At 56.9% G+C, this 23,104-nt stretch carries 18 protein-coding genes; 10 read left to right on the top strand and 8 right to left on the bottom strand.

The features are described 5' to 3' along the window. Positions 1 to 7 precede the first annotated feature (7 nt). The 4 genes from araG to ACX8ZY_RS10710 all read left to right on the top strand — a co-directional run bounded on the left by araG (position 8) and on the right by ACX8ZY_RS10710 (position 4,667). Positions 8 to 1,528: an L-arabinose ABC transporter ATP-binding protein AraG gene (gene araG, locus ACX8ZY_RS10725; RefSeq protein ID WP_010245364.1), complete on the top strand. Its 1,521-nt coding sequence runs from the start codon at positions 8 to 10 to the stop codon at positions 1,526 to 1,528. Positions 1,529 to 1,540: 12 nt separating this feature from the next. Next, complete coding sequence (gene araH, locus ACX8ZY_RS10720) at positions 1,541 to 2,524, top strand: L-arabinose ABC transporter permease AraH (RefSeq protein ID WP_010245363.1); 984 nt, start codon at positions 1,541 to 1,543, stop codon at positions 2,522 to 2,524. Between the two features lie 76 nt (positions 2,525 to 2,600). Continuing rightward, entirely contained in the window at positions 2,601 to 3,518 is a 918-nt protein-coding gene (gene araC, locus ACX8ZY_RS10715) for an arabinose operon transcriptional regulator AraC (protein ID WP_003853440.1), read from the top strand. A gap of 102 nt (positions 3,519 to 3,620) precedes the next feature. Continuing rightward, entirely contained in the window at positions 3,621 to 4,667 is a 1,047-nt protein-coding gene (locus ACX8ZY_RS10710; protein ID WP_010670085.1) for an oxidoreductase, read from the top strand. A gap of 320 nt (positions 4,668 to 4,987) precedes the next feature. Here ACX8ZY_RS10710 and add read toward each other — a convergent pair whose 3' ends face one another. The 3 genes from add to malX all read right to left on the bottom strand — a co-directional run bounded on the left by add (position 4,988) and on the right by malX (position 8,905). Further along, on the bottom strand, positions 4,988 to 5,983 hold the full coding sequence (gene add, locus ACX8ZY_RS10705; protein WP_045140385.1) for an adenosine deaminase: 996 nt from the start codon (positions 5,981 to 5,983) through the stop codon (positions 4,988 to 4,990). 143 nt (positions 5,984 to 6,126) lie between these two features. Continuing rightward, positions 6,127 to 7,299 (bottom strand): MalY/PatB family protein, encoded by a 1,173-nt coding sequence (locus tag ACX8ZY_RS10700; protein WP_421664952.1) that lies wholly within the window; start codon positions 7,297 to 7,299, stop codon positions 6,127 to 6,129. Positions 7,300 to 7,315: 16 nt separating this feature from the next. Next, complete coding sequence (malX, locus tag ACX8ZY_RS10695) at positions 7,316 to 8,905, bottom strand: maltose/glucose-specific PTS transporter subunit IIBC (protein ID WP_340278293.1); 1,590 nt, start codon at positions 8,903 to 8,905, stop codon at positions 7,316 to 7,318. Positions 8,906 to 9,079: 174 nt separating this feature from the next. On the opposite strand from malX, the gene malI reads away from it, so the two are divergent. Then, positions 9,080 to 10,105 (top strand): Mal regulon transcriptional regulator MalI, encoded by a 1,026-nt coding sequence (gene malI, locus ACX8ZY_RS10690; protein WP_033779241.1) that lies wholly within the window; start codon positions 9,080 to 9,082, stop codon positions 10,103 to 10,105. Between the two features lie 42 nt (positions 10,106 to 10,147). Here malI and ACX8ZY_RS10685 read toward each other — a convergent pair whose 3' ends face one another. Both ACX8ZY_RS10685 and manA read right to left on the bottom strand, forming a co-directional pair. After that, positions 10,148 to 11,647, bottom strand: a complete 1,500-nt coding sequence (locus tag ACX8ZY_RS10685) for a YdgA family protein (RefSeq protein ID WP_010245343.1) — start codon at positions 11,645 to 11,647, stop codon at positions 10,148 to 10,150. A 132-nt stretch (positions 11,648 to 11,779) separates the two neighbouring features. Further along, positions 11,780 to 12,955 (bottom strand): mannose-6-phosphate isomerase, encoded by a 1,176-nt coding sequence (gene manA / locus ACX8ZY_RS10680; RefSeq protein WP_223565519.1) that lies wholly within the window; start codon positions 12,953 to 12,955, stop codon positions 11,780 to 11,782. Positions 12,956 to 13,154: 199 nt separating this feature from the next. Between manA and fumC the strand changes: the two genes are divergently transcribed. Further along, entirely contained in the window at positions 13,155 to 14,552 is a 1,398-nt protein-coding gene (fumC, locus tag ACX8ZY_RS10675; RefSeq protein ID WP_010245332.1) for a class II fumarate hydratase, read from the top strand. Positions 14,553 to 14,595: 43 nt separating this feature from the next. On the opposite strand, the gene tus is transcribed toward fumC, so the two are convergent. Further along, positions 14,596 to 15,525 (bottom strand): DNA replication terminus site-binding protein, encoded by a 930-nt coding sequence (tus, locus tag ACX8ZY_RS10670; RefSeq protein ID WP_033757557.1) that lies wholly within the window; start codon positions 15,523 to 15,525, stop codon positions 14,596 to 14,598. A 202-nt stretch (positions 15,526 to 15,727) separates the two neighbouring features. Here tus and ACX8ZY_RS10665 point away from each other — a divergent pair, with 202 nt between their 5' ends. The 4 genes from ACX8ZY_RS10665 (at position 15,728) to ACX8ZY_RS10650 (ending at position 18,441) form a co-directional block, all read left to right on the top strand. Then, on the top strand, positions 15,728 to 16,912 hold the full coding sequence (locus tag ACX8ZY_RS10665) for an MFS transporter (protein ID WP_425021155.1): 1,185 nt from the start codon (positions 15,728 to 15,730) through the stop codon (positions 16,910 to 16,912). Between the two features lie 207 nt (positions 16,913 to 17,119). Then, positions 17,120 to 17,614: an RrF2 family transcriptional regulator gene (locus ACX8ZY_RS10660; protein WP_010245324.1), complete on the top strand. Its 495-nt coding sequence runs from the start codon at positions 17,120 to 17,122 to the stop codon at positions 17,612 to 17,614. Positions 17,615 to 17,810: 196 nt separating this feature from the next. Beyond that, positions 17,811 to 17,993, top strand: coding sequence for a type II toxin-antitoxin system HicA family toxin (locus tag ACX8ZY_RS10655; protein WP_010245321.1), 183 nt, complete (start codon positions 17,811 to 17,813; stop codon positions 17,991 to 17,993). Between the two features lie 22 nt (positions 17,994 to 18,015). Further along, positions 18,016 to 18,441 (top strand): type II toxin-antitoxin system HicB family antitoxin, encoded by a 426-nt coding sequence (locus ACX8ZY_RS10650; protein WP_033779236.1) that lies wholly within the window; start codon positions 18,016 to 18,018, stop codon positions 18,439 to 18,441. A gap of 234 nt (positions 18,442 to 18,675) precedes the next feature. Here the strand turns inward: ACX8ZY_RS10650 and oqxB are convergent, their stop codons facing one another. Beyond that, complete coding sequence (gene oqxB, locus ACX8ZY_RS10645) at positions 18,676 to 21,828, bottom strand: multidrug efflux RND transporter permease subunit OqxB (RefSeq protein WP_425021157.1); 3,153 nt, start codon at positions 21,826 to 21,828, stop codon at positions 18,676 to 18,678. 12 nt (positions 21,829 to 21,840) lie between these two features. After that, complete coding sequence (locus tag ACX8ZY_RS10640; RefSeq protein WP_010245312.1) at positions 21,841 to 22,995, bottom strand: efflux RND transporter periplasmic adaptor subunit; 1,155 nt, start codon at positions 22,993 to 22,995, stop codon at positions 21,841 to 21,843. Positions 22,996 to 23,104: the final 109 nt, after the last annotated feature.

Genomic DNA, 23,104 nt, shown 5'->3' with positions numbered 1-23,104 from the left:
GAAAAACATGAACACTGATTCAGCATTTCTGTCGTTTCATGGCATCAGTAAAACCTTCCCTGGCGTCAAAGCGTTGCAGGATATCTCCTTCGACTGCCGTGGCGGTGAAGTCCATGCTCTGATGGGCGAGAACGGCGCAGGCAAATCGACGCTGTTAAAAATACTCAGCGGCAGTTATCAGCCGAGCGGCGGTGAGATTCGTATTAAAGGCCAGCCGATGAGCTTTCAGCGCACCACCGATGCGCTGGACGCGGGCGTCGCCATTATTTACCAGGAACTGCATCTGGTGCCGGAAATGAGCGTGGCAGAGAACATCTATCTCGGTCAGATCCCGCACAAACATGGGCTGGTCAACCGTAAGCTGATGCGTTTTGAGGCGGGCCTGCAACTGAAAAATCTCGGCATGGATATCGATCCCGATATGCCGCTGAAATATCTGTCGCTGGGGCAGTGGCAGATGGTGGAGATTGCCAAAGCGCTGGCGCGTAACGCGCGTATTATCGCCTTTGATGAGCCAACCAGCTCCCTGTCGGCGCGTGAAATCGACAACCTGTTCCGCGTCATCCGTCAGCTCCGTGAGGAGGGCCGGGTGGTGCTCTACGTTTCACACCGCATGGAGGAGATCTTCGCCCTCAGCGATGCCATCACCGTCTTTAAAGATGGCCGCTACGTGCGGACGTTTACCGATATGGCTAACACCCATCACGACGATCTGGTGCAGGCGATGGTGGGACGAAACCTTGGTGATATCTATGGCTATTCACCGCGTGCCAAAGGCGCGGTGCGGCTGGAGCTGGACAAGGTCGAAGCGAAGGGCGTGCGGACGCCGATTTCGCTGAAAGTCCATGCCGGTGAAATCGTCGGCCTGTTTGGCCTGGTCGGTGCCGGTCGCAGTGAACTGCTGAAAGGGCTGTTTGGCGGCACGCGTCTGCGCGGCGGTCAGGTGATTCTGGACGGCAAACCGCTGCCGCTGCGGGAGCCGATCGATGCCATCCGTGCGGGCATCATGCTCTGCCCGGAAGATCGCAAAGCCGAGGGCATTATTCCGGTGCATTCGGTGCGCGACAACATCAACATCAGCGCCCGTCGTCATAACCTTACTGCGGGCTGCCTGATTAAAAACGGCTGGGAAAATAAAAATGCCGACAGCCATATCCGCTCGCTAAACATCAAAACGCCCAGCGCCGATCAGCTGATCATGAACCTTTCCGGCGGCAACCAGCAGAAGGCGATTCTGGGACGCTGGCTGTCAGAGGATATGAAGGTGATCCTGCTGGATGAGCCAACGCGCGGTATCGATGTCGGTGCCAAACATGAAATCTATAACCTGATTTATCAGCTGGCGAACCGGGGCATTGCGGTGCTGTTCGCCTCCAGCGATTTACCGGAAGTGATGGGCCTGGCCGATCGCATCGTGGTGATGCGCGAAGGTGCCATTGCCGGTGAACTGCTACACGACGACGCCACGGAGCAGCAGACGCTGAGCCTGGCGATGCCCAAAACCACTCAAGCGGCCGCCGTGGCCTGACAGGAGATCATCATGGCTTCATCCACGACCTCAAATACGCCGCAGCCCGCTTCACGCGGCGGCCTGCAGTTAGGTCGCATCTGGGACAACTTCGGCATGCTGGTGGTATTTGCACTGCTGTTTATTGTCTGTGCGATCTTTGTGCCGAACTTCGGCTCGTTTATCAATATGAAAGGCTTAGGGCTGGCAATGTCGATGTCCGGCATGGTCGCCTGCGGCATGCTGTTCTGTCTGGCCTCCGGTGATTTTGACCTGTCGGTCGCTTCCGTCATCGCCTGTGCGGGTGTGGTTACCGCCGTGGTGATTAACATGACCGAAAGCCTGTGGATTGGCGTGGGTGCCGGTCTGGTACTCGGTATGATCACCGGCTTTATCAACGGCTTTGTGATTGCCCGCCTCAAGATCAATGCGCTGATCACCACGCTGGCGACCATGCAGATTGTCCGCGGCCTGGCCTATATCTTCTCTGACGGTAAAGCGGTCGGTATCGAAGATGAGCGTTTCTTCGAACTGGGCTTTGCCAACTGGCTTGGCGTGCCCGCTCCCATCTGGCTGACTCTGGCCACCATGCTGATCTTCGGCTTCCTGCTCAACAAAACCACCTTTGGCCGTAACACCCTGGCAATTGGCGGCAATGAAGAAGCCGCACGTCTGGCCGGTGTGCCGGTGGTGCGCACCCGCATCATCATCTTTATCCTCTCCGGTCTGGTTTCAGCGGCGGCGGGCATCATTCTGGCGTCACGTATGACCAGCGGCCAGCCAATGACCTCCATCGGCTATGAGCTGGTGGTGATTTCTGCCTGCGTGCTGGGTGGCGTTTCGCTGAAGGGCGGCATCGGTAAAATCTCCTATGTGGTGGCAGGGGTGCTGATCCTCGGCACGGTAGAGAATGCGATGAATTTATTGAATATCTCGCCATTCTCACAGTATGTGGTACGCGGTCTGATACTGTTAGCTGCGGTGATTTTTGACCGTTACAAACAGAAAAAAGCCTGATTGAGCGAGCCGTTGGTCCGCAGAGGCAGAAGCCTCTGCGGGCTATCCGAACAATAACAGACTGAGTGAGGACGCTATGTATCACCGCGAATTACCGGCCGAGCAGCAAAACCCCTTGTTGCCGGGCTATTCATTCAATGCCTGGCTGGTGGCGGGGCTGACGCCGATCACCGCCGATGGTCCGCTCGATTTCTTTATCGATCGCCCGCACGGCATGAAAGGTTACATTCTGAATCTCACTATCAAAGGTAAAGGGCGGGTATTTGACGGCGAGCGGGCATTTGACTGCGAACCTGGCGAAATGCTGCTGTTTCAGCCGAAAACGGCTCACTATTATGGTCGCGCGCCGGACAGCCCGCAGTGGTTTCACCGCTGGGTCTATTTCCGTCCGCGCGCCTACTGGCACGACTGGCTACGCTGGCAGGATGAGCAGGAGGGCGTGGGACGACTGCTGCTGCCTGAATCGCTGCGCGGCGAATTTGATCGCCTGTTTGCCAGTATCGAACAGACCCACAATTCGGGCCGTCGCTTTGCAGAAGAGCTGGCGATGAACCTGCTGGAACGGCTGCTGCTGCGCGCCGTTGAAGAAGATCCACGCAGCCATCAGTTAATTCGCGATCCACGCGTGATTGAAGCCTGCCAGTACGTCACCAACCATCTCGCCAGTGAGGTTAAGATTGAAGAGGTGGCGCGCCACGTCTGTCTGTCGCCGTCGCGGCTGGCGCACCTGTTCCGCGAGCAGATGGGCGTGAACCTGCTGCGCTGGCGTGAAGATCAGCGCGTAATCCGCGCGAAACTGCTGCTGCAGACCACCCAGGAGCCGATCGCCTCGGTAGGACGTGAAGTGGGCTATGACGATCAGCTCTACTTCTCGCGGGTGTTCCGCAAGCGGGTCGGCGTCAGTCCCAGCGACTTCCGCCGCCGTAATCAGGATGCGCACGACAGCCTGGCCGCTCAGACCGCCTGGCCGCTGGCGCGAAGTGCTATCTCTTAGTTTTTTCGGGGAATTCCGGCTTGTCGTCATTTGGTTAATAGTCTTAAATCAATCAGGTTATCAACTAAGAGCCTGGTCAATCAGGCTCTGAGAGGAATCCAAATGAGCGATAAATTACGTGTTGGTCTGATCGGCTACGGTTTTGCCAGTAAAACGTTTCATGCTCCGCTGATTGCGGGGACGCCGGACGTCGAGCTGGCAGCCATTTCCAGTAGCGACGCCAGCAAAGTCCACGCCGACTGGCCCGCCGTTAAGGTAGTGGCCGACCCTCAGGCGCTGCTGGACGACCCGACGCTGCAACTGATCGTTATTCCTACCCCCAACGACACGCACTTCCCGCTGGCAAAAGCAGCGCTGAACGCCGGTAAACATGTGGTAGTCGATAAGCCGTTCACCGTGACGTTGTCACAGGCACGTGAACTGGATGCGCTGGCGAAAGCCAAAGGGCTGCTGCTGTCGGTGTTCCACAACCGCCGCTGGGACAGTGACTTCCTGACGCTGAAATCGCTGATTGAGGCCGGTACGCTGGGTGAAGTGCGCTACTTTGAATCGCACTTTGACCGCTTCCGTCTGGAAGTGCGTAATCGCTGGCGTGAAATGAAAGGCGCAGGCAGCGGAATCTGGTATGACCTGGGGCCGCATCTGCTGGACCAGGCGCTGCAGCTGTTTGGCCCGCCGGTCGCTATCACGGTTGATCTGGCCGAGATGCGTCCGGGCGCGCAGACCACCGACTACTTCCACGCGACGCTGACTTATCCGCAGCGCCGTGTTGTGCTGCACGCCAGCATGCTGGTCGCGGCAGAATCTGCCCGTTATACCGTCCACGGCACGCGCGGCAGTTACGTCAAATATGGTCTTGATCCGCAGGAAGATCGCCTGAAGTCAGGTGATTTCCCGCCGCAGGAAGACTGGGGCTATGACATGCGTGATGGCACTCTGACGCTGGTTGACGGAGATTCCCTGACCGAAACGACCCAACTGACCCAGCCAGGCAACTATCCCGCTTACTATGCGGGCATCCGCGATGCGATTGCCGGACGTGGTAACAATCCGGTGACAGCGGAAGAGGCGATTCATGTGATGGAGCTGATCGAGTTAGGTCTGCAATCCGCCGAGAAACGCCAGACGATGTCGCTAAAGCGCGTTTAATCGGTCGGTGCTTAAAACGCAATAAGTAAAAAAGCGAAACGGGCCGGATATCCGGCCCGTCACTCTGCTGCCACAACCCACTCAGAACGATTCTGGCCGCAACTAACTAACTTAACGTGCAGGGAACAGGGTCAGAAGAGGAAAGCGTCCCACGCCACGGATGGCGTGGGCCGAGCGTGCCATGGATGGCGGCTTTTGCGTCTTTCCGATCTGACCCTGTTCCCTGTGCAAGCTCGGTCTTAAAGCCACCTGTCCCTTGAGCTCCTCACTATAAAAACGGGCCGGATATCCGGCCCGTTTTTTGTCGCTACGCTTCAGGATTACTGCACCCGTGCGCGAAGAGCCGCTTTCTCTGCTTCGCTAAGGAACGCAATCGTCAGACCATTTTCCTGCGCCTGACGGATCTGCGCCGCGCTCAGACCGGCAGCCGGAGCGGCGTGATGATACTCATGCGCCAGTTCAATGCCCTGAACCGCCGGATCATCCGTGTTGATCGTCGCCAGAATGCCATGCTCCAGGAAGGTCTTCAGCGGATGCTGCGCCAGTGATGGCACGGTGCTGGTCTGGATGTTGGAGGTCAGGCAGGATTCAATACCAATACGGTGCTCCGCCAGGAAATCCATCAGCGCGCGATCTTCAATCGCTTTCACGCCGTGACCGATACGTTCTGCACCCAGCTCCCGAATCGCCTGCCAGATGCTCTCGGGTCCGGCCGCTTCGCCCGCATGGACGGTCACGCGGAAACCGGCATCGCGCGCCTGGGTAAAGTGGCTCAGGAACTCGCTGCCCGGGAAGCCCAGCTCATCACCCGCCAGATCGACCGCGGTGATGTGATCGCGATGGGCAAGCAAAGCTTCCAGTTCGCTGAGGCAGGCATCTTCGCCAAAGGTACGACTCATGATACCGATCAGACGCACGTCGATATCGTGCTGCTGACGGCCTGCGCGCACGCCCTCAATTACCGCTTCAACCACACCGGCAATCGGCAGGTTGTGGGTCATCGCCATATAACCAGGGGAAAAACGCAGTTCAGCATAGTGAATGCCCGCGCGGGCGGCATCTTCGACATTCTCCTGCGCGATCCGGCGGCAGGCATCCAGATCACCCAGCACTTTTACACCCCAGTCGAGCTTCTGCAGGAAGCTCACCAGGTCAGGCTCATTCTGGCCGACCTGCACATGCGGACGCAGCGTCTCCAGCGTGGAAGCAGGCAGGGCGAGGTTAAACTGGCGACCTAAATCGAGAATGGTTTGTGCACGGATGTTGCCATCAAGGTGGCGGTGAATATCAGTCAGAGGAATTTTAGAATCGATCATGGCGCACTCGCTCAGTTGTCGGTGAAGTGCAGAGCATTATAAAAATATCTTGCGCAACAGCGCCAGCTATTTGCGCAACAGCTGCGCCGGATGCTGCTTAATTACGCATAACCGGCGAGCAATGGTTGCCTCGCCGGTTAATATCACTTCTGCAACTGATGGATCGCCGCAATCAGGCGTGAAACGCCCTCATCAACTTTGCTGCGCGGACAGCCAACGTTAAGACGCAAAAACCCTTTGCCTGCATCACCGTAGGTCGATCCGGGCATAATTGCGACCCGTTGCTGGATCAGCGCCTGTTGCAGGGCCTCTTCAGGAATGCCCAGCGGATTGATATCGAGCCAGGCGAGATAGGTCGCCTCGGGAATGTGCCAGTTCAGTGCGGGAAACTCAGCGTTAAGCCGATTGGCAACCAGTATGAAATTACCATAAAGATAGCTGCGCAGGGCATCCAGCCAGGGTGCGCCTTGTTGGTAGGCGGCAACGTGTGCCGTGACGGCCAGCACGGCCGGAGAAGAAAGGCCGTCAGCATTTTTCAGCGCCTGAAACCAGGCGGCTCTGTCTGCCGCATCCGGGATAATTCCCCACGCACCGGTCAGGCCTGGCACGTTGAAGCTTTTCGACGCCGAGGTAAACAGCGCCCAGTCACTGCGCGCCACGCTGGCCCACGGAGTATGGGGCTGATTACCCACTATCATATCCATATGAATTTCATCGCTGATCACCCGCACGCTGTGACGCTCGCAGAGCGCCGCCATCTGTTGCAGCTCAGCTGCTGTCCACACTTTACCGGTGGGATTGTGCGGGCTGCAGAGCAACAGGATTTTGCAGCGCGGGCGCGCCAGCCGCGTCTCCAGCGCGGCCATATCACATCGCCAGCTACCGTTATCCCGCTGCAGCGGCATCTCCAGCACCTGTCGCTGATTGCCGCGTACCGTTTTATAAAAAGCATCGTAGGCGGGAGTGTGGAGCACCACTTCATCATCCGGGTTGCTCCAGCGGCGCAGCATCTGCGCCACCATATAGATCACCGAGGGGCCATAAACCAGGCTGTCAGCATCGGGCTGGTAGCCGAAACGGCTGGACATCCAGTGGCAGCAGGCGGAAAGAAAATCGTCATGCTGCCAGCGACTGTAACCCAACACGCCGTGTGCTACGCGCTGGGCCATCGCCTGCTGAACCGCTGGCGCGGTTCTGAAGTCCATATCCGAAATGGTAAACGGCAGCAAATCGGGGACGCCAAAGCGGTCAGCCACGAAATCCCACTGGGTCGACCAGCTGCCGCGGCGATCGATGACTTCGTCAAAGTTAAACATTATCGGCTCCGGCACTTCAGGCAGGGACATTCATCAGGTGTGACAGTTCATCTTTCACCGACTGCACCTGTGGACCAATAACCACCTGCAGGCTGGTCTGATTAAGATGGACCACACCTATCGCGCCGTTGGCTTTCAGCGCCGCATCATCCACTTTACTCATATCCTCCAGGGTCAGACGCAGACGCGTCAGACAATTATCCAGCGAGGTAATATTCTCCACGCCGCCAAGTGCCGCCAGAATAGCCGGTGAGTTATAGCCAGATTTACCTTTACCGGCATTACTGACCTGCTGCGCAACCGCACTGGCACTTTCCACTTCGCGTCCCGGTGTTTTGATATTGAAGTGCAGAATGGCGAATCGGAAAATCAGGTAGTAACCAACAAACCATATCGCTGCAACAACGGGTACCCAGTACCATTTGGTCGACAGCCCGTGCAGCACACCAAACACCACAAAGTCGATGATATTGCCGTCTGTATTGCCGATAGTGACGCCCAGTATCGCCATGATGCTGAAGCCAACGCCGGTCAGCAGGGCGTGGATCAGATAGAGGAACGGGGCGACAAACAGAAACAGGAATTCGATAGGTTCGGTGGTGCCGCCAACCACGCAGGCCACCACGCCGGAGATCAACAGGCCTTTGATCTTATGGCGATTCTCCGGGCGGGCGCAGTGATAGATGGCCAGGGCAGCACCTGGCAGGCCACCCAGGAACGCAGGCATTTTACCCTGTGACAGAAAGCGGGTCGCGCTTTCAGCAAAACCGTGGGTTTCCGGGCAGGCGAGCTGCGCCTGGAAAATGGTTAAGGCACCGCTTACGCTCTTGCCACACACATCCAGTGTGCCGCCTGCATCGGTAAAGCGCATGATGGCGACCAGAATATGCTGCAGGCCAAACGGCAGCAGCAGACGTTCGCCGGTACCAAAGATCATCGGGCCAAAATCACCCGCGCTGTTAATCATCCAGCCTAATCCGGTGATACCCCGCGCGAAAAAAGGCCAGATCAGCGGGACGACCAGTCCCAGTAAACCAATCACCAGCGTGGTGATAATCGGCACAAACCGGGTGCCGCCAAAGAAAGCCAGCGCATCGGGCAGTCGGATGTTATGAAAGCGCTCATGCAGCCAGAACACCACAATACCCACAATGACCGCGCCCAGAATGCCGGTATCGATCGACGGGATCCCCAGGATCGGCTGAACGTTGTTAGCTTTCAGCACGGCGGCATCGGTGGTTGGCAGAATGCCGTGGATATTGAGCCAGAAGTTGATGCTGAGGTTTAGCACGGCATAACCCACAAAGCCGGCAAACGCTGCCACGCCCTTGTTCTCGCGCGCCATACCCAGCGGAATCGCAATGGCGAACATCACCGGCAGATAGCTAAAGGCGAAAGATCCGAGTTTGGCCATCCAGAGAAACAGATATTGCAGCCAGGGGTGATCCAGCACAGGTAACAGGGTCAGGACATCACGACTGCTCAGCGAACTGCCAATCCCGAGCATGATGCCGCAGAAGGAAAGCAGGGCAACCGGCAGCATAAAGGTTTTCCCCAGACTCTGGAAAAATTCCCAGACGGACATTTTTTGGTGAGAGGGTGACATGAACGCTCCTGGATAAACGGACCACTGAGTGAAGTGGCGGGATGATAAAACGTTTTACCTGGATCTTATGCGCGCTGAATCACACTCTTCAGGTCATGGACGATATAATTCTGACGTCATAAGGTGTAACGTTTTACCTTGTTTTCTAATGCTGTAATTCAGTTGAGTAATCTGATGAGTAAAATCACCATCAATGATGTTGCGGCGGCGGCGGGCGTGTCGGTGACCACGGTATCGCTGGTGTTATCCGGCAAAGGACGGATCTCTGCGGCCACCATGGCGCGCGTGAACGAGGCCATTGAGCAACTCGGTTTCGTGCGTAACCGTTCGGCAACCATGCTGCGCGGGGGTGAGAGTGGCGTGATTGGCTTGATCGTCCGCGATCTCAGCCAGCCATTTTATGCCGAAATGACGGCAGGTCTGAGTGAAGCGCTGGAGAAGCAGGGCAAATTGCTGTTCCTGACGCAGAGCGGCGCCCAGGGACAGCATCTGCATCGCTGCTTTGAGTCACTGGTCGCTCAGGGAGTGGATGGCGTGGTGCTGGGAGGCGGTGCCGATAAGGCCAGCCAGATCGTGACGCGGGCCAGAGAGGTGAATATGGCCTTAGTCTGTGCCGCGCGCGCCAGTAGCCTGGAGGAGGTAGACGCTATCCGCCCCGATAATGCTCAGGCTGCGCGTCTGGCCACAGAATACCTGATTCGTCAGGGGCATCAGCGCATTGCCTGGCTGGGCGGTCATAGCGCATCACTGACCCGGGCAGAACGTCTTGGCGGCTATTGCGCCACCCTGCTGCAATATGGGCTGCCGTTCCGGCCTGAATGGATTATTGAATGCGGTAACACGCAAAAAGAGGCGGCTGATGCGGCGGTACAGCTGTTTCAGCACCATCCGCGGCTGACTGCCGTGCTGGCCTATAACGCCACTACCGCGCTGGGATGCTATTTTGGGCTGTTGCGCACCGGGCGAACATTCGCCCGGGGTGCAGTCGACAGCTATTACGATCAGCAGCTGGCTCTGATGGGCTTTGGCGATGAACCGCAGGCGGAACTGACCGATCCGCCGCTGACGTTTGTCACCAGTTCAGCCCGGGAGATTGGCCGTGTGGCAGCTGAGCGTATCCTGCAACGGATAGCGCAACCGGATGCCGCCCGGCAGAACGTGATTATGCCGCCGCAGCTGGTTATTCGCGGCTCGGCATAAAAAAGGCGACCCGGAGGTCGCCTTTGAAGGAAGAGTAGAGAATTACTGCGGCATCCCTTCGCTGGTCGGCATACCCAGCATATAGCGGGAGAGGAACTGCTCCAGCGTCATTTTGTCGCCGTTCATGTTCACCTGGCCGTTGGTATACTGCAGGCTGGTGACGATATTGTTATCCTGCTGCTGGGTCAGGCGGAACATCTGACCCATCGCCGCCAGTCCTTTCACCTGCTGATCTGCCAGCTTCTGTGCGTCATCGGCCTGATATCCTTCAGCCAGTCCCACTTTATGCATGGTTTCGGTCGCCATTGGCATATTGATGACCAGCTTGCTGTCCAGGCTCTTCAGTACCCGATCAACCATGGCGCTGAGTGTCTGGGCTTCGCCGGTCACCGCAGAGGGATCGTTGAAATTTGCGTTCAGGTTAAAGGTACTTTCACCTTTATCATTTTTCCAGCTCAGCGGGGCGATACTGATCGCAGGTGAGCCCTTCAGCAGCATCGGCAGATTGCTCATCAGAATCTGATGCACACCCGCCTGGTAGCGGATAGGATCTTCCGCGACGCCAGGCTGGCTCAGCAGTTCCTGCATCTGCGCGTTGTAACGATCGGAGAAGGCTTTTACCGCCTGCGCATCAAACTGTGACAGTTTCATCTTCAGCGCTGCCTGACCAAAATCCTGCTTCTGCAGCTGAATGCCTTCAACTTTGTAGTCGATATTGCCGCCAATCTTACCGGCGCTGTTATCGAAAGAGGAGGTGCCTTTCATTTTGTGCAGCGTCAGGGCGTCCTGACCATTGATGCTGGCGTTGACCTTCTCAATATCCACTGACTGGTCACCAATACGCACGCCTTCCGGGCTGAGATGGGTGTTACCGCTCAGCTTCAGACCATTAATGGTGAACAGCACCGGCTGGCCCATCTCATTTTTACTGGTCAGCGCGAGGCTATCAACGTCACTGTCCAGCGACACTTTGTCGCCTTTGTTATCCGCGCTGACGTTGAAGGTGCCCCCATTGGTGGCAAGACGCTCGCCGCTTTGCGCATTCTGATAATCAACCGGCAGAACGCGCAGCGCCGTATCGGTGGCACCGCTGTAGCCGATACGGGTATCGGCGTTAATCAGCGACTTGTTGCCGGTCAGCTCAAACAGCTTTTTCACCGCATCGGTGTTAGCCAGTTCGGTATGAACCGACGCCATGCTCGGGATCAGATTGAAATGCTTAAGCTGAGCAAACGGGAAAGGGCCATGATCGATGGTTTCGTTCAGGATGATGCTCTGGCCTGGTTTCAGCAGGGGATTATCTTCCGTCTGCGAGTTGGCCTGAATCACCAGATTCACTTTGCTGCTGAACACGCCGCGCTGATAGTCCTGATAGCTGATCTTCAGTCGGCTGTTAGGGGCATAAGCATTCAGCTGGGCATTGGCGTTCTGCACCAGCTCATCCCTGTGGCTTTCAATCTGCTTGCCGGTGAACCATGCCGCGCCAGTCCAGACTACGCCCAGTGCGATGATGACACCTACGGCAACATTGGTCTTTTTCATTGCTGATTCGTCCTTATCCTTGAGTCCGCTTATGCCGCAGGTTTACCCCAGCGACTGAAGAAAAACGCCCGCAGGCGTTTAAAAGCTAATAGGTTGAAATAATAGCAGTTAACAGGCACTCCGTCAGCCGCTTCACCCTAAGTCGTTAAATACCCGCGCCAGTCGGCCCGTGCCTGCGACCGTTACGGGGGATTCGCTGGCGGCAATGAAGCAGGATTCACCTGGTTTCAGCGTTACCTGCTGCTCGCCTTTGGCGATCACCGTCTGGCCTTCAATGCAGAACAGCACTGCGGCACTCTGCTGCGCCAGCGGCTGTGGCTCTGCGTTCAGGGTATGAATGGCAAAGGCAAAATCCTCCACCGGAATCGGGAAGCGCAGCGCGTTGCCCTGTTGCTCCGGCTCAGTCAGCAGGGTGCTGGCAGGCTTCTCTTCAAACTTCAGGTTCGCCATCAGCTCGGCGATATCGATATATTTCGGGGTTAAACCGGCCCGCAACACGTTATCAGAGTTTGCCATCACCTCCAGCGCCACGCCTTTCAGATAAGCGTGCGGGGTCTCCGCGTAGAGGAACATCGCCTCGCCCGGTTGCAGCGTGATTACGTTCAGCAGCAACGGCGAAAACAGGCCGCTGTCGTCAGGATACTCTGCCGCAATCATGCGAATGGTCTGCCACGGCTCACCCTGTTGTGCATCAACCGCGGATTTCAGGATGCCCAGCGCCAGCGATTTCGCCTCACCCTCCAGTGACAGCAGGGTAGAGAAGAGCGCGGCCAGCGTATCCTGATCGGGATGCTGCAGAAAATGGGCTATCTGTGGATGTGCGCCCGCAACCGGCTCCAGCAGTGAGACCATCTCCGTCAGGGTGCGAAAGCCATTCATCGCCTGGAAGGGCGTCAGCGCGTAGACCAGCTCCGGCTTGTGGTTGGCATCTTTATAATTACGCTCAGAAGCCGTCAGCGGAATACCCGCCGCATTCTCACGGGCAAAGCCCACTTCGGCCGCGCGTTTGCTGGGATGGACCTGAATCGACAGCGGCTGATCGGCAGACAACACTTTGAACAGGAAGGGCAGTTCACCAAAACGCTGTGCCACCGCTTCGCCCAGCATGGCGGCAGGCGCGGCATCAATCACGTCACGCAGCGAACGCTCGCTGCCCTGGTCAATCACGGTGGAGGGGCTTTTCGGATGTGCGCCCATCCAGAGTTCCGCCATCGGCAGTCCCTGTGGATTGGCGATTCCGTAAAGCTCAGTCAACGCAGTTTTGCTGCCCCATGCGTAGTTTTGCAGCGTATTGTTCATTTTTTGCATTGTATAACCCTTTATCACGGGAAATTATTGCCAGTATTAAAGCAGAAACTGCCGGTAAAAATACATCTCCAGCGCAAAAGGACGCTAAGCTCTGATAATGTTAAATTATTGTGTATTACTATCCTGACCGCCCGGCAGTCGATCGTAATGACGTACCGGGCGGTCATTCTTTTAAAAACCAGATGAAGGAGACGTATTCATGGCAGCCAATCGCATTGAGAAAGATTCAATGGGCCCCATCGACGTACCGGCAGACAAACTGTGGGGCGCGCAGACACAGCGCTCACTGGAACACTTCCGCATCTCAACCGAAAAAATGCCGACCGCGCTGGTGCATGCGCTGGCACTGACCAAGCGCGCCGCGGCCAGCGTTAACCGCGATCTGGGACTGCTGCCCGCTGACCGCGCCGAGGCGATTGTCAGCGCGGCCGATGAGGTGCTGGCTGACAAGCATGCGGATGAATTCCCGCTGGCGATCTGGCAGACCGGTTCCGGCACCCAGACCAATATGAACATGAATGAAGTGCTGGCGAACCGCGCCAGTGAAATCCTCGGCGGCGAGCGTGGTATGGCGCGGCTGGTTCATCCCAATGATGATGTGAACAAGAGCCAGAGTTCCAACGATGTCTTCCCGACGGCGATGCACGTTGCCGCCGTTATCGCCTTGCGCGAACAGCTGATCCCTCAGATTCAGGTACTGAAAAAGACATTGAGCCAGAAGTCCGACGCCTTTAAAGATATCGTCAAGATTGGCCGTACTCACCTGCAGGATGCCACGCCGCTGACCCTGGGCCAGGAGATTTCCGGCTGGGTGGCGATGCTGGAGCATAACCTGAAGCATATTGAGCAGAGCATTCCGCACGTGGCGGAACTGGCGCTGGGCGGCACGGCAGTAGGCACCGGCCTGAACACCCATCCGGAATATGCGGTGCGAGTGGCGAAGGCGCTGGCCGATCTCACGCAGCAGCCGTTTGTCACTGCGCCAAACAAGTTTGAGGCGCTGGCAACCTGTGATGCGCTGGTGCATGCGCATGGCGCGCTGAAAGGGCTGGCCGCCTCGCTGATGAAAATCGCGAACGACGTGCGCTGGCTCTCTTCCGGCCCGCGTTGCGGCATCGGCGAAATCGCCATCCCGGAAAATGAACCAGGCAGCTCCATCATGCCGGGTAAAGTTAACCCGACCCAGTGCGAAGCAATGACCATGCTCTGCTGTCAGGTGATGGGTAACGATGTGGCGATCAATATGGGCGGCGCATCCGGTAACTTTGAGCTTAACGTGTTCCGTCCGATGGTAATCCATAACTTCCTGCAATCGATTCGCCTGCTGGCGGATGGCATGGACAGCTTTAATCATCACTGCGCGGTCGGTATTGAGCCGGTGCGTGAGCGCATCGATCAACTGCTTAACGAATCGCTGATGCTGGTGACGGCGCTGAATACCCATATTGGCTATGACAAAGCGGCAGAAATTGCCAAGAAGGCGCACAAAGAGGGGCTGACGCTGAAAGGCTCGGCGCTGAAGCTGGGTTATCTTACCGAAGAGGAGTTTGATGCCTGGGTTCGTCCGGAAGAGATGGTCGGCAGCATGAAGTCGTAGGGTTTGCGTGAATCAGAGGCCAGCGAATGCTGGCCTTTTTCATTTATATCGGACAATCGACCCACAGATGCAGTCTGGGGATTAAAAGATTCAGCGGTTCTGCAGCAGGTTTATAACGATGGTTAATATTATCGGCATCGTAGTTAAGCAATTCACCCAGAACCGGAACCTGGCTGCGATCGCGACAGATAACCAGAATCGGTGAAGGACAGGCCAGCTGAGTCTGTTTTTGTTCATCCGCGCGCCAGACGCGTGCAACCGGCTGAACTTTCACCGGGCGCTTGATTTTCAATCGTGCCGAGGCGGGCAGGGCGCGCACGCTTGCCAGCTCCTCCTGCACTTTCTCCGCCCACTGTTCACGTGACCACGGCGCTTTTGCACGTCCCGACTTCAGGCTTTTTTCCAGCTGGGCGATCACCTCTTCACGCTTGAGATTCTTGATAATGTGCTTGTTGGCCCAGCCGAAACGCAGGCTATCCGGTGCGCTCAGCAGGGTGATAGTGCGATAGGCATTCAGGGTGATCAGTCCGCGCAAATGCTGGTGGACGAACTCAAAACGCGCTTCACTCGGCAGGCCTGAGTCCACCGTAATCAGCTGCTCCAGCCGTGCTTTCAGCTGATTGATGACGTCGACCAGTGCGCCGATCTCCGCCTCCTGCTGCGCGTCGCATTCGATACAGAGCGCGCCAGGCAAGCGCACGGCAGCCTTGGTGCTCAGCTGTTCTGACTGATGCTGCATAAACAGGCGGCAGTAGTGGTCAAGCGCCATCTTTAACGCGCTCTCCCCGAGATGCTGCTCGACAGCAATCCGGGTGATCGCTTCATGTTCGCGGCCTTTAACCACCGGCGGCAGGCTGAAGACGCGGGCGATCAGCAGAGGCTGCGCTTCAATCTGCTGACGCAATTCACCCAGCGCCAGTTCCAGGTCATTTACACATTGATGCATATCAGCCACTAAGTCGTAGCGCGTCATGTTGTGCCTCCATAGTTACAACGTCCACAATGTGGCAGAAGCCTGACGAGGATGCAAGCGCCATATAGTTACAACATACTGAAAGAGTTGTACTCACAATCGTGCGGCCTGCATAGCTATCCAGTCAAAAGGGCATCACGCATTTTGGCTTATCACAGAACATGTTATAAAAACGGTTCGCCTGCTAACCAGGAGATTGCCTGTGAATCAGAACAACAAACCCGGCATCGCCGCCATTATTACCCTGGGCTGGGTGCAGATCCTGTCATGGGGCGGGTCGTTCTACCTGATGGCGGTGATGGCGAATCCGATTGCGGCTGAGACAGGCTGGTCACAGCAGTGGATTTATGGCGCGCTCTCGACCGGGATTCTGGTATCGGGCCTGCTGTCACCGCTGGCAGGCAGGATTATCGCCCGCACCGGTGGCCGCCTGTTGCTGGCACTGAGTGGCATGGTGATGGCGGTAGGGCTGGTGATCATGGCTTATAGCCACTCTCTGCCGCTGTTTCTGTTTGCCTGGGTAATTATTGGCATCGGTATGGCGATGGGCCTTTATGACGCACTGTTTGCCACGCTCGGCACCTGCTATGGCGGTCAGGCGCGTGTAGCGATCACCGGTATCACCCTGATATCTGGCTTCTGCACCACGCTGGTCTGGCCGGGAACGGCGTTGTTAATCCACGGATTCGGCTGGCGAAACGCGTCGCTGATAATTGCGGCACTGATGGTCGTCTGCGTGCTGCCCGCCTATCTGTTTGCCTTACCCGACAGTCATGCTAAGCGGCCGGTGAAACGACTGAGTCCGCAGCCTGGCATGGCGGAGATTGCGCCTGCGCTGTTCTGGCTACTGTGTGCCATCTTTACCCTAGCGTCCGTGATCATGACGGCTATTTCCGTGCAGCTTATCGCTTTGTTGCAGGCGAGTGGTCATACGCTGACCTCGGCGCTGGCGATCAGCGCCGTACTTGGCCCGTGTCAGGTGGGATCCCGACTCGTCGATATCGCCTTTAAACGCAGTCATCCCATCCGCACCACCTTTTTTTCCGTCGGGCTGGTGGCACTGGGCTTGCTGTTGCTGGCACTGTTTCCGCAGATGGCGTTGCTGAGCATGGTGTTGTATGGCGCAGGAAATGGCTTACGTGCCATCGTGCGGGGAACTTTACCGCTGGCGATGGTCAAACCAGAGTCCTATGCGATTGTGGTGGGTAAAATGGCCCGCCCGGCGTTGATGGGGCAGGCACTGACGCCGCTGATAGGTGGATATGTGTTTGAAAAGATGGGAGCATCGGCGACGCTGTGGTTGCTTTGCGCCCTGGCAATCTTTAACGTGGTACTGGTTATGGCGCTGAAGCAGCGATTACCGGCGACAGCGGCCACCACGGCATAACGGAACGGTTCTCCTTGCTCCGCAGGAAGAGGGCCGTTAGCAGGCTAAGCACCTTGTGCTATCGGGCCTCAGCCTTTGGTGAATACGTGCCTTGTCACCGCCGGTTTGCTTCAAAAAAGCAACAGTGTTTGTTATATTTATTGCTCATTGATTGTTCACTTATGCGGCAATAAAACAATAAGATGCACCGCAACTCAGGATAAAGAAATGCTTGATTACCGCTTCCCGACAGCTTTGCAAATGGTTCTGAGCGTAGCGATGGCGGAGCAAATGGGAAAACGCTCTACCAGCGCGATTCTGGCCTACGGGCTGGAAGCGAATCCCAGTTTCATACGAAAATTAATGGTCCCGCTGACCCGTGACGGCATTATCGTCTCCACGCTGGGCCGTACCGGTTCGATTCATCTGGGCCGTCCTGCTGCGGAAATTACCCTGCGGGATATCTATGTCTCCGTGATCGAAGACAAAAAAATCTGGGCCGCGCGTCCTGACGTCGCGCCGCGCTGTCTGGTCAGTGCCAACCTCTGCTGGTACTTCAAGTCGATAGCCGATGAAGCCGAGCAGGCGTCGCTGGATGTGCTGGCAAAACGCACCGTGGCAGACGCACTGAACGAACTGAAGAAACGCGACACCAGCAACTGCACCGCCGTGCCGGAACCTGAACCCGAAGAGATTGATGATCTCTGCAAAAAAAGCCGCTGATTAGCGGCTTTTTTTATGCCTGCTGGTCACTAACTTCCTGCCTCAAATCTGCCATAAGCCAATAACTCACTTTCCTGGGGTCGGTTATCACGCTGAGCCTGATAAACATTTGAAAATTCAGCATCCATCACAACATTAATGTTGTATTGATTATCACCAATGTTATTCTTGCTGTTATACACAGCGAGGGAACGCGATGAAGTACAGTGAATTCAGACGCTGGCTCATTCAGCAGGGCGCTATTTTGACTAAGCACCGCAGTGGAAGCAGCCATTTCAAGGTCTTCCTGGGCGACAGGCAATCCATTTTTCCGGATCATGGAGCGAAAGAAATGCCTGAAGGTACGCGCAGAAAAATTTTAAAAGATCTGGGCCTGTGAGCCCGATCAGTGAGGTAACTCTATGTTTAATTATGCCGTCAGATTAACTCATGACGCTAAAACCGATACCTATGAGGTCTCGTGTCGTGATTTGCCGTTACTGCATTCCGTGGGCGACACCGTTGAGGAAGCACTTGCAGAAGCCGAAGATGGGCTGGTGACGGCAATCTCTCTCGAGATGGATACGCGTCGTCCGATTCCGGTTGCCAGTAAACCGCTGGAAGGAGAGTACATTGTCTCTGTGCCTGTACTGGTGGCAATGAAAGCGGCACTTTACAACGCAATGATTGAAACCGGCACCCGTAAAGTCGATCTGGCACGCCAGCTGGGTGTGAATGGTCCACAGGTTGATCGACTACTGGATGTGGAGCACTCATCGAAAGTCGAAAATGTGGAACTGGCGCTGGCTCAGCTGGGACGCAAAGCCTGGATTGAAATTCGGACCTGATCATCTGTCCGCAAGCAGAACGCTGGAGGTCAAAGATGAGTAATAATTCTGATCTGGCTAATGTCGCCGGGCAACCCGCCATGATCAATGAAACCTCGCTGAATGCGTTTATCATTGAAACGTTGAATGATAGATTGAAGCGGCGTTAGCCTGCAAGGCGGGGTCTGCTGGAATCAGTGAATCACAGGCAAAAAAAGGGGCGATCATATGGTCGCCCCTTTTAACTTTTACGGTTTACGCCGTCACGGACGATGCACTACCTGACCGGCGCGTCACCAACTTGCGCAGGGCGACGTAGAACACCGGCGTCAGGAACAGGCCGAACAGCGTCACGCCGAGCATGCCGGAGAAGACCGTAATACCGGTAACGCCACGGACCTCTGCACCCGCGCCTTCACCCAGAATCAACGGTATTGTACCGGCGATAAAGGCGATGGAGGTCATTACAATCGGACGCAGACGCAGGCGACACGCTTCCAGCGCCGCTTCCACAATCCCTTTGCCCTGAATCTCCAGCTCCCGCGCAAACTCGACGATCAGAATCGCGTTCTTACAGGCCAGCCCCATCAGCACCACCAGTCCGACCTGCACGAAGACGTTGTTGTCACCGCCAGTCAGCCAGACGCCAAACAGCGCAGAGAGCATGGTCATCGGCACAATCAGGATCACCGCCAGCGGCAGCGTCCAGCTCTCATACAGCGCGGCCAGCACCAGGAACGCCAGCAACACGGCCATCGGGAAGACAATCAGCGCGGTATTGCCCTGTGTTGACTGCTGATAACTCAGATCGGTCCACTCGATGTTCATGCCGTTTGGCAATAGCTGACCGGACATCGCTTCGAGCTGACTCATCGCCTGCGCCGAGGAGAGCACGCGTGGGTCGGCATCACCAATCAAATCCGCCGCCGGATAGCCGTTATAGCGGATCACCGGGTCGGGACCGTAGGTGGTGGTAATGTTGACCATGCTGCCAATCGGCACCATCTCACCGCGATCGTTTCGGGTTCGCAGGTTAGCGATATCTTCGATGCTGTCGCGGAAATCCCCGTCAGCCTGCGCCATCACCCGCCAGGTGCGGCCAAAGCGGTTAAAGTCATTCACATACGACGAGCCAAGATAGGTCTGGAGCGTGCTGAACAGCGCGGTCAGCGATACTCCCTGCGCTTTGGCTTTATCCCGGTCTACCTTCACATCAAGCTGCGGAACGTTGGCCTGATAAGAGGAGATGGGGAAGTGCATCCCTGGCGTCTGCATGATGCTGCCCGACAGCGTATTAATCGCCGTCTGCAGCGCGCCATAACCCAGACCCGCCCGGTCCTGCACATAGAGCGAATAGCCCGAGCCCTGGCCCAGCCCCAGAATCGGCGGTGGCATAATCGAGAAGCCAAAGCCCTGCTGGATTTGAGCGATCTTCGCATTGATCTCAGCGTTGATCTCCGCCGCCGTATGTTTGCGCTCATTAAACGGCTTAAGACCGAAGAACACCGTGCCGCTGTTCGGCGTATTGGTGAACTGCAATGCATTCAGGCCGGGGAACGCGACCGCATAGGCGACGCCTTCGGTCTGCATACCGATTTCGCTCATCTTACGAATCACAGCATCCGTGCGCGCCAGAGAGGAACCTTCCGGCATCTTCACGCCACCAATCAGGTAGAGCTTATCCTGCGTCGGAATAAATCCACCTGGAACGGTGTGGAACATAAATCCGGCACCCGCCAGCAGCAGAATATAGACGCCAAACACGGCGCCACGGCGACGCAGCGTACGGCCCACCAGCGATTCATAACCATGGGCACTGCGCTGGAAGAAGCGATTAAACGGCCGGAACAGCCAGCCAAACAGCGCATCAATGATCCGCGTCAGCCGGTCTTTCGGCGCGTGATGATCTTTCAGCAGCATCGCCGCCAGCGCAGGCGAGAGCGTCAGCGAGTTAATGGCAGAGATCACTGTAGAGATGGCGATGGTAGTGGCGAACTGCTTATAGAACTGCCCGGTGACGCCAGAGAGAAACGCCATCGGCACAAACACCGCGCACAGCACCAGCGCAATGGCGATGATCGGCCCGGAGACCTCACGCATCGCCTGATGTGCAGCGGCGCGCGGCGACAGCCCCATCTCAATGTTACGTTCGACGTTCTCCACCACCACGATGGCGTCATCCACCACGATACCAATCGCCAGCACCAGCCCGAACAGGCTCAGCGTATTCAGCGAGAAGCCAAGCAGATAGAGCACGCTAAAGGTACCGACTATCGAAACCGGCACCGCCAGCAGGGGAATGATGGAGGCGCGCCAGGTCTGGAGGAACAGAATCACCACCAGCACGACCAGAATGACCGCTTCCAGCAGGGTCTGCACCACGGCTTTAATCGAGTCGCGGACAAACACCGTCGGATCGTAAGGCGCGGCCCATTTCACGTCATTGGGGAAGCGGGTCGCCAGCTCATCCATTTTGGCGCGAACCGCATTGGAGAGGTCGATGGCGTTGGCGCCAGGCGCCTGGAAGATGCCTATACCGACCGCATCTTTGTTATTCAGCTGCGAGCGCAGGGCATAGCTGCCCGAGCCCATCTCAATCCGCGCCACATCGCGCAGCCGCACCAGCGAACCATCTTCCGAGGTTTTCAGGATGATATCGCCAAACTGCTGCTCGCTCTCCAGTCGTCCCTGGGTGTTGATTGACAGCAGAAAATCGCTCTGTTTTTTCAGCGGCTCGGCACCCAGCTGACCGGCAGAGACCTGCACGTTCTGCTCCTGCATCGCCGTCAGTACGTCAGAGGCGGTCAGACCACGCGCCGCCACTTTATTAGGATCAAGCCAGACGCGCATCGCATACTCGCCTGCGCCGAAAATCTGAATCTGACCGACACCCGGCAGGCGGGCCAACTCATCTTTCACCTTGAGGGTGGCGTAGTTACGCAGGTAGAGCGAATCGTAGGTATTGTTCGGTGAGAACATGTGGACGACCAGCGTCAGGGTCGGCGACATCTTCTGGGTGGTGATCCCCAGCCGACGCACATCTTCCGGCAGTCGGGCTTCCGCCTGCGCTACGCGGTTCTGCACCTGCACCTGCGCCTGATCAGGATCGGTGCCTGGACGGAAGGTGACGGTGGTCACCAGCACGCCGTCAGAACCGGCCACTGACTTCATGTACATCATGTTTTCGACGCCGTTGATTGCCTCTTCCAGCGGCGTCGCCACGGAATCCGCAATCACTTTCGGGTTAGCGCCTGGATACTCGGCGCGCACCTGCACGCTGGGTGGCACCACGTCGGGATATTCACTGACTGGCAGCAGCGGGATGGCAATCACCCCGGTCACAAAAATCAGGATCGACAGCACCGCAGCAAAAATGGGCCGGTCGATAAAAAAGCGGGAAAAGTCCATAGCGGCCTCGGGTTATTGAGCGGCTGCCGCACGCATGGCGACCGGCTGAGCAGTGACCGGCATGCCGGGCATAAATACTTTTTGCAGACCGGCGATGATGACCTTGTCGCCGGATTGCAGACCCGATTTAACGATGCGCAAACCATCCACCATCGCGCCAGGCTGGATATCGCGCCGCTGCGCTTTACCTTCGCCATCCACCACGTAGACATATTTGCGATCCTGGTCGGTCAATACCGCTTTATCATCGATCAGCACCGCCTCGAACTGCGCGCTGCCGGGCAGACGCACGCGGGCAAACAGGCCAGGCGTAAACTGACGCTGTTGATTGTCGAGCAGGGCGCGCATACGAATGGTGCCGGTGCTGGCGGTCAGCTGGTTATCCAGAAAGTCAATTTTGCCCTGGTGCGGGAAACCCTGTTCGCCGACCAGCGCAATCTCAACCGGCAGCGCATGGCGCTGCTGACCCTGACGCGCCATCGCCTGATAGTTCAGGAAGGTGTTCTCATCGACATCGAAATAGACATACATCTGCTGCTGCGACACCAGCGTGGTTAACACACTGGCGCTGTCGCCGGCGGTCACCAGGTTACCGGCGGTGATCATCGCCCGGCTGGCGCGGCCATCAATCGGCGCGGTGACGCGGGTGAAGTCGAGGTTCAGCTGCGCCATATCGACCGCGGCCTCTGCGGCCAGCACATCCGCCTGCGCCTGACTGGCGGCAGAACGACGCTGCTCCCACGCTTCGCGGGAAATCGCCTGCGTGCCGATCAGCTTCTCGCTGCGGCCCGATTCGCTGCGGGCCAGACTCGCCTGACTGCGCGCCCGGGCCAGTTCCGCTTTGGCCTGCTCCAGCGCCGCGCGGTAACTCCGGTCATCAATGGTAAACAGTACCTGACCTTTTCTGACCTCATCGCCTTCACGATAGTTAACGGCATCAATGTAGCCAGAGACGCGCGGACGCAACTGCACGCTCTGCACCGCTTCAACCCGGCCATTGAAATTATCCCATTGACTGACCGGTTTGATCAGCACGGGTGCGGCACTCACTTCAGGCGGCGGGGGAGCGGCGTTTTGCGCCACACCTTTATCGCAGCCGCTCAGTTGCGTGATGAGCAGTACCATCCCTAAGAGGGTTAAACCCTGACGAACCCGGTTCGTAATCATTGTTGTTATTCCGCGATAGATATAAACAGGCGGCCTGCAGGCCAATATTTGCAACTTTTAAGATTGCAATTAATCGCGGTGAGTGTAGGCTTGCGTGGCTGGCAACTGC

The organism is Pantoea sp. XAF26B01_ASV70 (assembly GCF_054512635.1).
Note: the sequence above shows the minus strand (reverse complement) of the source record. Positions and strands in the feature narration are given on the sequence as shown.